The following is a 14,798-nucleotide window of genomic DNA, read 5'->3' as shown; positions in this document are numbered from 1 at the left end:
TGGTAGTGTGGGGTCTCCCCATGCGAGAGTAGGGAACTGCCAGGCATCAAATAAGTGAAGAAGCCCCGAACGAAAGTTCGGGGCTTTTTTACGTCTGAATATTAGTAAAAAACCACTATTTCAACTCTTCTTCAGCCACTGAGCAATAAAATCAGCAACCTGCATTGGTTGATTAATATCCAATACCGGCAAATTCAGTTCTAAATCTTCATCAGTAGCGACTGCAATTACATACGGATCCAGCAAATCCTCAACCTTACCTTTAACGCCTCGTCGCCAAAGTGCAATTTTGGGGACCGCCTCATCTTTGAAACCCTCTACCAGCACCAGATCTAATGCCGAGCTATCCATCTGCGATGCTAATTGCATCAGGCTTAGCAGTCTATCGGGTGTTTCAGCCATCAACGCCCAGCGCTGATTACTGGCGACGATCACTTGATCCGCCCCAGCTTTGCGCAGTAAATAGCTGTCTTTCCCCGGCGTATCGATATCCATCTGATGATGTGTGCGCTTAATTAAGCCTGATCGAATCCCCCGAGCTTTGAGCAGCGGGATAACCTGCTCGAGCAAGGTCGTTTTTCCGGTCCCGCTCCACGCGGCAATAGCCAGTAAGCGCAGGCTCATAAACATTTTTCCTCATTCACGAGGTCGTCTGGCGTGTTGATATTGCGAAACGCAGATTCTGGATCCGAAAACGCAACGGCATGCCCGCCATGCTCATGTAAAAACTGCATCAGGCGTCTCTCGCCGCGCAGTAGCCAGGCTTCAAGATCATCAGCGAGCGCACGATTGACCAGCACTAAGGATGGATGATCACGCAGGGAAGACTTCACCCACACGGCGGGCGCATCATTACGCTGCTGCCATAAACGCGCGACGAAATCATTGGGGATCCATGGCGTATCGCAAGCGCAGAAAGCGACCCATTCGGTTTCACTGCTGCGTAAACCACTGAGCATGCCAGCCAGCGGTCCGGGATAATCGGGCAATGAATCGGTAACAACCTGATAACCACTTGCCTGATAGCGATCAATGTTACGGTTAGCGCTTATCAACACAATATTGACCTGCGGCCGGAACCGCCGCAAAACGTGCTGATAAAGAGGTTCGCCCTGTAACATCAATAACCCTTTATCCTGGCCTCCCATACGGCTGCCTTGGCCACCCGCGAGAATCACGCCGGTAAAAGCTGTCATCTTCGTCTCCTTGCTTCATTCTGGACGATACTTACTGAGCGGCAGCGTACCATCTGCATAAGGAATCAATGATGAAATATCACCGACTCAATGAACTGCTCGAGCTCCTGCAACCGGCATGGCAAAAGGATCCCGATCTCAATTTGCTGCCATTTTTGCAAAAACTGGCGCAGGAATCTGGTTTCAGTGGCCCATTAAGTGAATTAACCGATGATGTATTGATTTACCATCTCAAAATGCGTGACACAGATAGCCAGAGTGTCATTCCCGGCCTGAAAAAGGATTATGAAGTGGACTTCAAAACCGCGCTATTACGTGCACGCGGTGTGATTAAGGATGATGAGTAATGTTATCCTTGCGCATTAATCGCAAAGGTAACACACAGGCCAAATGATGAGCGAAGCCGCCTTTAATTTCCAGACGCTGAATCCCGATGTCATCCTTGATGCACTTTGGGATGCGGGTCTGCGTGTCGAATCAGGCTTAACCGCCCTCAATAGCTATGAAAACCGCGTCTATCAGTTCAGCGATGATGATAAACGCCGCTATGTGGCTAAGTTTTATCGTCCGCAGCGCTGGAGCGCGCAACAAATCCTCGAAGAGCATCAGTTCACTCAGGATTTATTAGAGGATGAAGTACCGGTTGCCGCGCCGCTCGTTCTGCAGGGCAGCACGCTGAATCATCATGCCGGCTTCATGTACGCGGTCTTCCCCAGTTTAGGCGGGCGGCAATATGAAACCGATAACGAGGATCAGATGGAATGGGTTGGCCGCTTTCTGGGCCGCATCCACCAAACCGCAAAGCAAAGCCTGTTTCAGCGGCGGCCCACCTTCGGCCTTGAAGAGTATGTGTTTCAACCACGCCAGGAGCTGGAACAAAGCGCGTTAGTTCCGTCTTCACTCAAGGACTTACTGCTTGCTGCCGTTGATAAGCTCAGCGCGACACTGCAGCAGCGCTGGCATAGCCAATGGCAGCCGTTAAGGTTGCACGGCGATTGCCATCCCGGCAATATTCTGTGGCGTGAAGGCCCGATGTTTGTCGATCTTGATGATGCCCGTAACGGACCAGCAGTGCAGGATTTGTGGATGCTGGTCAATGGCGATCGTCAGGAACAATTGATTCAATGGGACATTTTGCTGGAAGCCTATAATGAATTCGGTGATTTTGATTTACATGAATTGTCACTGATTGAGCCTTTACGCGCTATGCGCATGGTTTATTATTTGGCCTGGGTGGTACGCCGCTGGCAGGATCCCGCTTTTCCGCGCGCCTTTCCCTGGATGACAGATGAGGATTTTTGGCGCCGGCAGATTGCATTATTTATCGAGCAGGAAAGGCTGCTACAGGAACCGCCGTTGCAGCTTAGCCCGCAATATTAATGAAGTACTCAGGAGATTGTTTCACGATGAAAAAGATCATGTTTGCGCTGGTAGGTTTAATGCTGGCATTTGGCGCCTCAGCGGCACAGTTCAACGAGGGTAAGCAGTTCGTTACCTTGCCAAAGCCAGTGGCGGGTGAGCCGCAGGTTCTGGAGTTCTTCTCCTTCTTCTGCCCACATTGCTACCAGTTCGAACGCGTTTATCACGTGAGCGATGCAGTGAAAAAGAACCTGCCGGCGGATACGAAAGTGACCAAATACCACGTTGATTTCCTTGGCGGTCAATTCGGTCCGGTTGTCACTCAGGCATGGGCTGTTGCCATGGCGCTGGGCGTAGAAAGCAAAGTTACTGCACCGATCTTCGATGGTATTCAGAAAACCCAAACCGTTACCGATGCAGCAAGCCTGAAAGAGACCTTTATTAAAGCGGCGGGTATCTCTTCAGAAGATTACGATGCAGCGTGGAACAGCTTCGCTGTAAAAGCGCTGGTTGCGCAGCAGCAGAAAGCGGCAGCAGACGTCAATCTGCAAGGTGTGCCAGCAATCTTTGTTAACGGCAAATATATGGTTAACAACGGTGGCCTGGATACCAGCTCAATGGACAACTTCGTTGCTGATTACGCCAACGTAGTGAAATTCCTGGTAGAAAAGAAGTAATTTAGTTTTCAGAACGCCGGCACTGCCGGCGTTTTTTATTGCCTTTCCTCTCATACGTATAAGATGTATTTATTAACCTCCCGCTTAATATCCACATGGACGATCGTCTTTTCATTAGGGCGTGCGAGGTCACGGTAAGTATTTAACTAACTGATATGATTTAATTTTTAATATTAAAGTAATTGCAATTAACGTAAATAACAATACGTTATGATTTTTACGCACAAACTTATCCACAGATTGATCCTTGCGATCCGTGCCGCGTAACGACGAAAAAGATCCTGACTTCCCCGAGTGCATTCAACATTCTCCTCCGGTTGTGGCATCCTTATAGCCCTCATTATCGCAACGAAGAAAATACGAACCTATGGCGCAAATTGCAGAAAATCCCCTGATTCTGGTCGACGGCTCATCTTATCTGTACCGTGCATATCATGCCTTTCCGCCGCTAACGAACAGTGCAGGCGAGCCAACTGGCGCCATGTATGGTGTGCTCAATATGCTGAAGAGCCTGTTGATGCAGTATCAGCCAAGCCATGTGGCTGTGGTCTTCGATGCGAAAGGCAAAACTTTCCGTGACGAGCTGTTTGAGCACTACAAATCGCACCGTCCGCCGATGCCAGACGATCTGCGTGCGCAGATTGAGCCGCTGCATGAAATGGTGAAAGCGATGGGCCTGCCGCTGTTGGCGGTCTCTGGCGTTGAGGCGGATGATGTCATCGGTACGCTGGCGCTAGAGGCGGAAAAACTCGGCCGCCCGGTGTTGATCAGCACCGGCGATAAAGATATGGCGCAGCTGGTGACGCCTGCGATCACCTTGATTAACACCATGACCAATACCGTGCTCGGTCCGGAAGAGGTCGAGCAGAAATATGGCGTGCCACCCGCGTTGATTATCGATTTCCTTGCCATGATGGGCGACAGCTCGGACAACATTCCGGGCGTGCCGGGCGTCGGTGAGAAAACCGCACAGGCGCTGCTGCAAGGCTTGGGTGGTATGCAGTCAATCTATGACAATCTCGATAAAGTGGCCGATCTCTCGTTCCGCGGCGCGAAAACCATGGCGGCGAAGCTGGAGCAAAATCGCGATGTCGCTTTCCTGTCTTATCAGCTGGCAACCATCAAAACCGACGTTGAGTTGGATCTGACGTGCGATCAGCTTGTCGTCAATGAACCCGATGTAGAAGCACTGCAAACCTTGTTTAGCCGCTATGAATTTAAGCGCTGGATCACCGATTTGCAGGATGGCTCATGGCTGCAACAAGGTAAAAAGAGCAACGCGCAGACTAAGAAAGCGCACCTCAGCGAACCTGCTGCGCCCGCTGCCGAAGCGACCAGCGTGCTCTCTGCGGATGGCTACGTCACTATCCTCGATGAAGCGACATTTACTGAATGGCTGAAAAAGCTGAAAAGCGCCGAGCTCTTCGCTTTCGATCTTGAGACCGACTCGTTGGATACCTTAAGCGCCAACATTGTCGGTATTGGTTTTGCCGTCGCGCCGGGTGAAGCGGCTTATCTGCCGGTCGCCCACGATTATCTGGATGCGCCAGATCAGCTGGATCGTAGCGAAGTACTGAAGCAGCTAAAACCGCTGCTGGAAGATGGCAAAGCGGCGAAGGTTGGCCAGAATCTCAAATACGATCGCGGCGTGCTGAAGAATTACGACATCGAACTGAACGGCATCAAATTCGACACCATGCTGGAATCCTATTGCCTGAACAGCGTGGGTGGAAAACACGATATGGATAGCCTGGCTGCGCGCTGGCTGAACCATAAAACGGTGACGTTTGAAGAGATCGCGGGCAAAGGCAAAAATCAGCTCACTTTTAACCAAATTGCTATCGAGCAAGCCGGTCACTATGCGGCGGAAGATGCCGATGTCACGCTGCAATTGCATCTGAAAATGTGGGAGAAGCTGGAGCCGGAAGCGGGGCCGAAACAGGTATTTGAAGAGATTGAAATGCCGTTGTTGAAGGTGATATCGCGTATTGAGCGCAACGGCGTGCTGATTGACCAGAATATCCTGGCGAAACACTCGCAGGAGCTGACCTCGCGTGTGGCCGAGCTGGAGCTGAAAGCACACGAGCTGGCGGGCGAACCGTTCAATCTCTCTTCACCTAAACAGCTGCAAACCATTCTGTTTGAAAAGCAGGGAATCAAGCCAACCAAGAAAACGCCGGGCGGCGCACCGTCGACCAGCGAAGAAGTATTGGCTGAGCTGGCGCTCGATTATCCATTGCCGAAAGTGATTCTTGAACATCGTGGTTTATCGAAGTTGAAATCGACGTACACCGATAAGCTGCCACTGATGATCAATCCGGTTACCGGCCGCGTGCATACTTCCTATCATCAGGCGGTCACCGCGACAGGACGACTCTCGTCTACCGATCCTAATCTGCAGAATATCCCGGTGCGCAACGAAGAAGGGCGACGTATTCGTCAGGCGTTTATCGCCGGGCCGGGCAATCGTATTGTTGCTGCGGACTACTCGCAGATTGAACTGCGCATCATGGCGCATCTGTCGCAAGATAAAGGTCTGCTGGATGCGTTTGCTCAGGGCGAAGATATCCACCGCGCCACCGCGTCAGAAGTGTTTGGTGTGGCGCTTGGCAAAGTATCGGGCGAGCAGCGTCGCAGTGCTAAAGCGATCAACTTTGGCCTGATCTACGGAATGAGCGCGTTTGGTCTCTCTCGCCAGCTGAATATCGGCGCGGGTGAGGCGAAGAAATACATGGATCTCTACTTTGAACGCTATCCGGGCGTGTTGCGTTATATGGAAGAGACGCGCGCGAAGGCGGCAGAGAAAGGCTATGTTGAAACGCTTGATGGTCGTCGCTTGTGGCTGCCTGATATTACCTCCAGCAATGCCATTCGTCGTAAAGCAGCGGAGCGTGCGGCGATCAACGCCCCAATGCAAGGTACGGCGGCAGACATCATCAAACGCGCGATGATTGCGGTGGATGGCTGGCTGTTAGAGCAAAAAGACGATGCCGTGCGCATGATTATGCAGGTACACGATGAACTGGTGTTTGAGATTCGCAGCGACGCGGTAGAGAGCTCGATTAAGACCATCCGTGACCTGATGGAGAACAGCATGAAGCTGGATGTGCCGCTGCAGGTTGAAGTCGGGACCGGCGATAACTGGGATGAGGCGCACTGATTATGCGCATTCAGCGGTATTTGCGTGCCGCTGACATCATCATAAGAAAAATGTTTACTTAATCGGTTCAGCAACCTCACAAAGCAGCCTATTAAATGCGCGTTTTGTAACTGCTTATCGGCTAAGCATTTTTTTAGTAATTAAACTACATCGCACATGTGAAAGTGTGATGAACTTAGTAAAAAAGATGTCGAATCCTGAAACTTAACAACAAAAAACCCTTTGTAGGGCGCGGAAAATCAGGTAGAGTTTGTCGCGTAGGGTACAGAGGTAAGATGTTCTATCTTTCAGACCTTTTACTTCACGTAATCGGATTTGGCTGAATATTTAGCCGCCCCAGTCATTTATGACTGGGGCGTTTTTTATTGGGCTTTTTCGCAAAAGCCGCAACAAAATTACTCTGCTGTTTCTTCGCCGTCGCCTTCTTGCGCAGGCTCCAGTTCGCTAAACCAGCTGTCCAACTTCTTACGCACAATATCAACGCCCATCTTCTTCAGTGACGAGAACATTTCAACCTGCACATCACCGTTAAAGGCCAGCGACGCTTCGCGAACCATCGTCAGCTGTGCTTTACGCGCGCCGGATGCCAGCTTGTCGGCTTTGGTCAGCAAGACCAGCACGGGAATCTGGCTCTGTACAGCCCATTCAATCATGTTCTGATCAAGGTCTTTCAGCGGATGGCGTATATCCATCAATACCACCAGGCCTTTCAATGCCTGGCGTTTCTGTAAATATTCCGCCAAAGACTTTTGCCATTTGCGCTTCATCTCTTCCGGAACCTGGGCATAGCCATAACCGGGTAAATCGACCAGACATTTACCTTCAACCACTTCAAACAGGTTAATCAGCTGGGTACGACCTGGCGTTTTACTGGTACGTGCCAGACCTTTTTGGTTGGTGATGGTGTTCAGCGCGCTGGATTTGCCTGCATTCGAGCGCCCGGCAAAAGCAACTTCTATGCCCACATCCGCCGGTAAATGGCGAATATCCGGGGCGCTGAGCATGAAATGGGTCATGTGATAGTTCAAAGCAGACAAAGTGAAACTCCAGCAAAATGAATCGGGCAATTGGGCTGATTATACCTGTAATGGCGCAAAAGTGCCCGATAGCGTCTAAACGCGTCATTTTGTAAGAGATCTATGATTGTTACTGCCAGCGATTACCGCTTCATGGAATATTAACAATGATTTTAGGCATTTAATTTCAATGGGTTGAAGTGTTTGTAGGAAATGCCACTCTAAAATAGAGACAAGTCTCACTTGTTGATTTTACCTATTAGTCTACATTTGTTGTCAGTGCACGGCAGCACCCATCAGGATGATGAGCTCAGGAGTGTCGGGGATGACCAGGAGCATGGCGGGAAGCGATTCAGGCAGGAATCGAACAAGGACAGGGATTAATCGCAGGAGCGATGTGGCGATGGAGCAACCGGGACGTTGTGAGCCGTAAAGGATTTATTCAGTGTTTCCTTCGTATGAAGGTGCGATAAAAGGCGATAGCATAGGCTATCGCCTTTTTTCTTTGCTTACTTTCTGCTAGATTTCGCCGCAATTCTATACTGAACTCACAAAGCATCGCCGAGACCGGACACCATGAAGCAACCTGCATCAGCCCCGCGTGGCAAACCTGCTGCGAAAGCCAAACGCAAATCGCGTGAAGACCTTAATCAGGAAGCGCGCGATCGCAAACGCGATAAAAAGCATAGCGGCCACAAATCTGGTAGCCGCGCTAATCCGGAAACGCAAACCGCTGGCAAAGGTCAGGGTAAAAAAGCTCAGGATCCACGCCTGGGCAGCAAAACGCCGATTGCATTAGTCGCTGATGGTAAAATCCAGCCGGCGAAAAAGCCTGAAGCGAAGTCAAAGCCAAAAGCGGAAAAAGTTCGCCTGACGCCGCAAGAAGAGCTGGCGAAGCTGGAAAATGACGAACGTCTGGATACGCTGCTGGATCGCCTGGAAAACGGTGAAACCTTAAGTGGCGAAGATCAGGCCTGGCTGGATCAAACCTTAGACCGCATTGACGAGCTGATGGAAACGTTAGGCATCGCGCTGGATGACGAAGCGGAAGATGAGCAGGCTGAAGAAGATATGATGCGCCTGCTCAAAGGCAATTAAGGCCAATTTTGATCGGCATGCGTTTTCGCGCATGCCGTGCTAAACAGGTATTCACCTATGTTTTGGCCTGGATCAATTTTCGCGCTGCTACTGACATGTTATCTGATCTGGTTATTGTTTAAACTACGCCGCCTGTCGCGTCTGAAGTCGCGTTTACGTCGGCGTTCAGCCCATCGCTTCGTCCACTCTTCTGCTACGCGACCCTCTCTCAGACGACGTCACCGTAAGGAGTGAGCATGTCATCGCAGCAGATTGATTGGGATCAGCGCCTCATCGAAAAATACAATTACGCTGGCCCGCGTTATACCTCTTATCCTACCGCGCTTGAGTTCAGTGAGAACTTTGGCGAGGCTGATTTTCAGCACGCCGTGCAGCGCTATCCCGATCGTCCGTTATCGCTGTATGTGCATATCCCGTTTTGCCATCGTCTTTGCTACTTCTGTGGCTGCAATAAAATCGTGACGCGCCAGCTGCATAAAGCCGATCGCTACCTTGATGTACTGGAGCAGGAGATCCGCCAGCGTGCGCCCTTGTTTGCGGGGCGCAGCGTCACTCAGCTGCATTGGGGCGGCGGTACGCCGACATTCCTCAACCAGCAGCAGGTGAGCCGGTTGGTGGCGCTGCTACGCGATCATTTTACCATTGCCGATGATGTCGAAATGTCGATCGAGGTTGATCCGCGTGAAATCGAACTGGAGATGATCGATCATCTGCGCGCGGAAGGTTTCAATCGTCTGAGCATGGGCGTGCAGGACTTTAATAAGGCGGTGCAGGAGCGCGTGAATCGCGTGCAGGACGAAGAAACCATCTTCGCGCTGGTGCAGCGTGCGCGTGAGCAGGGCTTCCGTTCGGTTAGCCTCGATCTGATTTATGGCTTGCCGCTGCAGACGCCGGAAAGCTTCGCCTTCACCTTACAGCGCGTTATTGCACTTAATCCCGATCGCCTCAGCGTCTTCAACTATGCGCACATGCCGACGTTGTTCGCTGCGCAGCGCAAAATTAAAGATGACGAACTGCCAGGCGCGGCACAGAAACTGCAAATCCTGCAGGAAACTATCGCCACCTTAACCGGCGAAGGTTACCAGTTTATCGGCATGGATCACTTCGCGCGTCCGGATGATGAACTGGCGGTGGCACAACGCGCCGGCGAACTGCATCGTAATTTTCAGGGTTACACCACGCAGGGCGAAACCGATCTGCTCGGTTTGGGCGTGTCGGCCATCAGTATGTTGGGCGACAGCTATGCGCAAAATCACAAAGAGTTGAAAGCCTATTACGCAGAAGTCGAGCAGCGCGGCAATGCGCTGTGGCGCGGGCTCACGTTGAGTGACGATGATGGTTTGCGCCGCGATGTGATTAAAGCCTTAATCTGCAATTTCTCACTGGATTTTGCCGCGATAGAAGCACAATACCCGATAGAGTTTGAACGTTATTTTGCCGAGGATTTAGCGCTGTTAGCGCCGCTGGTGGCGGATGGATTAGTGGAACAGCGCGGTCGCAGTCTGCACGTTACTGGCGTCGGCCGTTTGCTGATTCGAAACATCTGTATGTGCTTCGATGTGTATATGCGCCAAAAGGTGCGCATGCAGCAGTTCTCGCGAGTGATATAAAAAAGGGGAGCTCATTCGCTCCCCTGTATCAAAACGCACAACGTGCGCGTTATTCCATTCCCAGCTCTTTCAACTTACGCGTCAGGGTATTACGTCCCCAGCCGAGCAAGCGTGCCGCTTCCTGTTTGTGCCCTTGCGTGTGACGCAGCGCAGTGGTGAGCAGGGTGCGCTCCATCTCCGGCTGTGCTTCCGACAACAGATTTTGATGACCGGAACGCAAGGCGCGATCTGCCCACTGCGCCAGCAGCGTGGCCCAGCTGTCCGGTAACGACTGCACCGGATTGTCTGGCGTGCTGGATTCAAACAGTTCAGGCGGCAGATCCTGAATCAACACTTCCTGGCCCGCTGCCATCACCGTCAACCAGCGACAGGTATTTTCCAGCTGGCGCACGTTACCGGACCAATGCAGACGCGTCAGCGCGGTTTCGGTTTCCGGATGCAGAATCTTCGCTTCCACGCCTAACTCACGTGCAGCGACCTGCAGGAAGTAACGCGCCAGGCGCGGAATATCTTCGCGGCGTTCACGCAGCGGCGGCAGATGAACGCGAATGACGTTAAGACGATGGAACAAGTCTTCACGGAATTTGCCTTCCTGCACGCGCAGCTCAAGATTTTGGTGGGTTGCCGCGATGATACGCACATCCACTTTCACCGGCGCATAGCCGCCAACGCGATAAAACTGGCCATCGGCCAAAACGCGCAATAAGCGGGTTTGCACATCAAGCGGCATGTCACCAATTTCATCGAGGAACAGCGTGCCGCCATCGGCCTGCTCAAAACGTCCCTGACGAATCTGGTTAGCACCGGTAAACGCGCCTTTCTCGTGACCAAACAGCTCTGATTCAATCAAATCTTTGGGTATCGCCGCCATGTTCAGCGCGATAAAAGGGGACTTCGCACGCGGACTATGACGATGCAGCGCATGGGCGACCAACTCTTTACCGGTACCGGATTCACCGTTGATCAGCACGCTAATTGAGGAGCGTGAAAGACGACCAATGATGCGGAATACATCCTGCATGGCCGGCGCTTCGCCGATAATGTCGGTGGTTGGGCCGCTGACGGGCTGATTACGCGGCTGCTGCTGTTCCTGATAATGGCTAATCGCACGCTCAACCAGCGCCACCGCTTCATCAATATCAAACGGCTTTGGCAGGTAATCAAACGCACCTTGCTGATAAGCGCTGACGGCGGCATCCAGATCGGAGTGCGCGGTCATAATGATCACCGGCAGCATCGGATGACGCTGCTTAATCTGTTTCAGCAGCGTAAGTCCATCCATGCCAGGCATACGAATGTCTGACAATAATACGTCTGGGGTTTTGCTTGCGAGCGCGTCCAATACCTCGTTAGCACTGTCAAAGGTTGCACAGCTCAAACCGGCTCCAGTGAGTGCCCTTTCAAGCACCCAGCGGATGGAGCTATCGTCATCGACGATCCAGACTATCCCTCGTTGCATAGAAACCTCACTGGCGAATAGGCAGGTAAACCGAGAATTCGGTGTGTCCTGGCCAACTGTTAAATTCTATTTTCCCTGAATGCTGATCGATCAGGCTACGGGCGATGGACAGACCTAAACCGGTGCCGCCTTCACGTCCGCTTACCATCGGATAGAATAGGGTGTCTTGTAGCTGGGCCGGAATCCCTGGGCCATCATCTTCAATATCAATACGAGCAACTAAACGATAACGCGTGCCGTGCAGCGTGAGCTGGAAGGCAGTACGCGTGCGAATCACAATGGTGCCGCCTTCATCGCCCAACGCTTGCAGCGCGTTACGCACCACATTCAACAGCACCTGTTCAATCTGGTCGGGATCGTGCGGCAGTTCCGGCAGGCTTGGATCGTAATCACGCACCAGCGAGACGTTATCCGGCAACTCCATCGACACCAGATTCACCACGCGCTCGGCGACCTGATGAATGCTTTGCGTTACGTGCAAGCCCGGCTGTTGCGGGCCGAGCAGGCGATCAACCAGATTACGCAGTCGGTCGGCTTGCTCAATGATGATGCGCGTATATTCATGCAGGGAAGGATCGGGTAACGCGCGAGTCAGCAACTGCGCGGCACCACGTAATCCTCCCAGCGGGTTTTTGATTTCATGCGCCAGGCCGCGCACTAAATCGCGGGCCGCGACCTGCTGAGCATGCTGAATTTGTTCCTGGCTAAGACGACGTTGATTATCCATCGGCGCCATTTCCAGCAGAATAAAGCCATCCGGTAAGCGCTGTGCCGTGAGCGACATAATGTGCGCGCGGCCATCGACCACCAACGTGACTTCGCTATCGGTAAAGCCCTGGCCAGCTCCGAGACTCTCGCTCATCACCTCAATATTCAGCGAAAAATAGCCGGTTAATTCCGGTAATGGCGTGCCGAACAATTTACGTGAGCTTTGCGCCAGTAATTGCTGAGCCGCCGGATTGGCGTAATGGATAACTAAATCGTTATCGACCAGCAAAATACTGTTGATCAGGGAGTTGAGAATCTGCCCCGCGTCGGGCAGCGTGCCAGTTACCATACAGCGTTCCTCTGCACTAATTTAGTGCATTATAGCCTTTCAGGACGGAAATCTGTGCTTCGAACCATGAATGCGCGGAGAAAAAAGCCCATCCGGAGATGGGCTAAAGTTTCCACGGCAATATAAAATCTTCGGCGTCTTTTACACCGCCGCTGCGTTGGCTGCACTCGTTCACCCGAGTCACTGAGTTATCTCAGCTCCCCGGGATTCTCTCGATTGCCGCCTTGCGGCGATGCAAAATCCGCGAATCTTTAATGCTGATTAAACGCTGTAGTACAGTTCGAACTCAACTGGGTGCGGAGTCATACGCACGCGGTCAACGTCTGACTTACGCAGTTCGATGTATGCATCGATAGCGTCATCAGTGAACACGCCGCCACGGGTCAGGAACTCGCGATCTTCGTTCAGTGCGTTCAGTGCTTCTTCCAGAGAACCTGCAACTTTTGGAATCTCAGCTTCTTCTTCCGGAGGCAGGTCATACAGGTTTTTGTCCATCGCATCGCCAGGGTGGATCTTGTTGATAACGCCATCAAGACCGGCCATCAGCAGCGCGGTGAATGCCAGGTATGGGTTAGCCGCTGGATCCGGGAAGCGTGCTTCGATACGACGTGCTTTCGGGCTAGCAACCACTGGGATACGGATAGAAGCAGAACGGTTACGGGCAGAGTAAGCCAGCATAACGGGCGCTTCGTAGCCTGGGACCAGACGCTTGTATGAGTTGGTGGTTGGGTTCGCCAGGGCGTTAATCGCTTTAGCGTGCTTAATGATACCGCCGATGTAGAACAGAGCCGTTTCAGACAGGCCGCCGTACTTGTCGCCAGAGAACAGGTTCACGCCGCCTTTTGACAGGGACATGTGGCAGTGCATACCAGAACCGTTATCACCGAACATTGGCTTAGGCATGAAGGTTGCAGTTTTGCCGTACGCGTGAGCGACGTTGTGCACCACGTATTTGTAGATCTGAATTTCGTCAGCTTTTTTGGTCATGGTGTTGAAGCGGGTTGCCACTTCGTTCTGACCAGCAGTCGCTACTTCGTGGTGATGTGCTTCAACCACCAGACCCATCTGCTCCATGGTCAGACACATGGCAGAACGGATGTCCTGTGCTGAGTCAACCGGTGGCACTGGGAAGTAACCGCCTTTCAGACCTGGACGGTGACCTTTGTTACCGCCTTCGTACTCTTTACCGGTGTTCCATGCTGCTTCGATATCGTCGATAGCAACGTGTGAACCTGAAGTAGAAGAACCGAAACGGATGTCATCGAACAGGAAGAACTCTGGCTCTGGTCCAAACAGCACGGTATCCGCGATGCCTGAAGAACGCAGGAACTCTTCTGCACGCTTAGCAATGGAGCGTGGGTCACGGTCATAGCCCTGCAGTGTGCCTGGCTCAAGGATGTCGCAACGGATGATCAGGGTCGAGTCTTCGAAGAACGGATCCATTACTGCAGTGGTTGCGTCCGGCATCAGCACCATGTCTGATTCGTTAATGCCTTTCCAGCCACCGATGGAGGAGCCATCGAACATTTTGCCTTCTTCAAAGAAGTCAGCGTTAACCTGGTGAGCAGGGATAGTAACGTGCTGTTCTTTACCTTTGGTATCGGTAAAACGCAGGTCAACAAACTTAACTTCATGCTCGTTCATCATCGAGAGAACGTGTTCAGCGGACATACTCAACTCTCCTGGAAATGGTCATTATCGTCATGGTGAGAGAACTTCGTTGCCGGGAATGTGTCATGACTGCTGACCATTCCTAACCAAAGATCTCGGCAAGCTCTATCAACCGTTTTATAACTGTCGTTTTCGCTTAAAATATATAAAGCGAATTCTGTGCCAACTTTATGACAATGGCGAAAATGGCGCTACAATGCGCCCTTTCGTGAGTCGAAGGCTGCACCAGGATGGATTGCATGCATCGTAATGGTGCGCCGCAGGTCAAGTTAAGCACTAATTTGGTGCAAATTGCCATCGCAGTGCAGATTAATGCACCGTAAACGGTGCTAAAAACCAGCGCTACGAGAAACTTTCGGCGAAATCTGTGATCATGTTCAGTCTTCCGCTTAATCCGTGTACAATACCGCGTTATTTCTATAATGCCTGAGGCAAAGCTGTGATCGAAAATTTGCGTAACATCGCCATCATTGCGCACGTTGACCATGGTAAGAC

General features: G+C 51.9%; 12 protein-coding genes. 6 read left to right on the top strand and 6 right to left on the bottom strand.

What is annotated here, in order from left to right; genetic code table 11:
- Nucleotides 1-120 precede the first annotated feature (120 nt).
- The gene (gene mobB / locus RTM06_RS17760; protein ID WP_312183944.1) at nt 121-624 is read right to left on the bottom strand and encodes a molybdopterin-guanine dinucleotide biosynthesis protein MobB; all 504 of its coding nucleotides are present in this window, start codon (nt 622-624) and stop codon (nt 121-123) included.
- Nucleotides 621-1,196 carry a molybdenum cofactor guanylyltransferase MobA gene (gene mobA, locus RTM06_RS17755; RefSeq protein ID WP_312183943.1) on the bottom strand — a complete coding sequence of 192 codons (576 nt, stop codon included), beginning with the start codon at nt 1,194-1,196 and terminating at the stop codon, nt 621-623. Before mobA ends, mobB begins: the two co-directional genes overlap by 4 nt.
- Nucleotides 1,197-1,267: 71 nt before the next feature.
- On the opposite strand from mobA, the gene RTM06_RS17750 reads away from it, so the two are divergent.
- The 4 genes from RTM06_RS17750 to polA all read left to right on the top strand — a co-directional run bounded on the left by RTM06_RS17750 (nt 1,268) and on the right by polA (nt 6,392).
- Entirely contained in the window at nt 1,268-1,543 is a 276-nt protein-coding gene (locus tag RTM06_RS17750) for a YihD family protein (protein WP_312183948.1), read from the top strand.
- 46 nt (nt 1,544-1,589) lie between these two features.
- Complete coding sequence (locus RTM06_RS17745) at nt 1,590-2,576, top strand: serine/threonine protein kinase (protein ID WP_265303125.1); 987 nt, start codon at nt 1,590-1,592, stop codon at nt 2,574-2,576.
- A 26-nt stretch (nt 2,577-2,602) separates the two neighbouring features.
- Nucleotides 2,603-3,232, top strand: coding sequence for a thiol:disulfide interchange protein DsbA (dsbA, locus tag RTM06_RS17740; protein WP_256697874.1), 630 nt, complete (start codon nt 2,603-2,605; stop codon nt 3,230-3,232).
- Nucleotides 3,233-3,599: 367 nt separating this feature from the next.
- Nucleotides 3,600-6,392 (top strand): DNA polymerase I, encoded by a 2,793-nt coding sequence (polA, locus tag RTM06_RS17735; protein WP_312183941.1) that lies wholly within the window; start codon nt 3,600-3,602, stop codon nt 6,390-6,392.
- Between the two features lie 395 nt (nt 6,393-6,787).
- On the opposite strand, the gene yihA is transcribed toward polA, so the two are convergent.
- Nucleotides 6,788-7,429, bottom strand: coding sequence for a ribosome biogenesis GTP-binding protein YihA/YsxC (yihA, locus tag RTM06_RS17730; RefSeq protein WP_008109805.1), 642 nt, complete (start codon nt 7,427-7,429; stop codon nt 6,788-6,790).
- 555 nt (nt 7,430-7,984) lie between these two features.
- Here yihA and yihI point away from each other — a divergent pair.
- Together yihI and hemN are read left to right on the top strand one after the other, a co-directional pair.
- Nucleotides 7,985-8,506: a Der GTPase-activating protein YihI gene (yihI, locus tag RTM06_RS17725; protein ID WP_312183939.1), complete on the top strand. Its 522-nt coding sequence runs from the start codon at nt 7,985-7,987 to the stop codon at nt 8,504-8,506.
- 236 nt (nt 8,507-8,742) lie between these two features.
- A complete protein-coding gene (gene hemN, locus RTM06_RS17720; RefSeq protein WP_312183937.1) occupies nt 8,743-10,116 on the top strand; it encodes an oxygen-independent coproporphyrinogen III oxidase in 1,374 nt (457 codons plus the stop codon).
- A 49-nt stretch (nt 10,117-10,165) separates the two neighbouring features.
- Here the strand turns inward: hemN and glnG are convergent, their stop codons facing one another.
- From glnG to glnA, 3 genes are all read right to left on the bottom strand, one after another.
- Nucleotides 10,166-11,575, bottom strand: coding sequence for a nitrogen regulation protein NR(I) (glnG, locus tag RTM06_RS17715; RefSeq protein WP_256697870.1), 1,410 nt, complete (start codon nt 11,573-11,575; stop codon nt 10,166-10,168).
- Between the two features lie 7 nt (nt 11,576-11,582).
- Nucleotides 11,583-12,632: a nitrogen regulation protein NR(II) gene (glnL, locus tag RTM06_RS17710; protein WP_312183935.1), complete on the bottom strand. Its 1,050-nt coding sequence runs from the start codon at nt 12,630-12,632 to the stop codon at nt 11,583-11,585.
- Nucleotides 12,633-12,893: 261 nt separating this feature from the next.
- Nucleotides 12,894-14,303, bottom strand: a complete 1,410-nt coding sequence (glnA, locus tag RTM06_RS17705) for a glutamate--ammonia ligase (RefSeq protein WP_256697869.1) — start codon at nt 14,301-14,303, stop codon at nt 12,894-12,896.
- Nucleotides 14,304-14,798 lie beyond the last annotated feature (495 nt).

This window comes from Pantoea sp. CTOTU46764 (assembly GCF_031974595.1).
Classification (GTDB): Bacteria; Pseudomonadota; Gammaproteobacteria; order Enterobacterales; family Enterobacteriaceae; genus Pantoea; species Pantoea trifolii.
The sequence above is the reverse complement of the archived record's forward strand: the minus strand, read 5'-3'. Positions and strand labels throughout refer to the sequence as shown.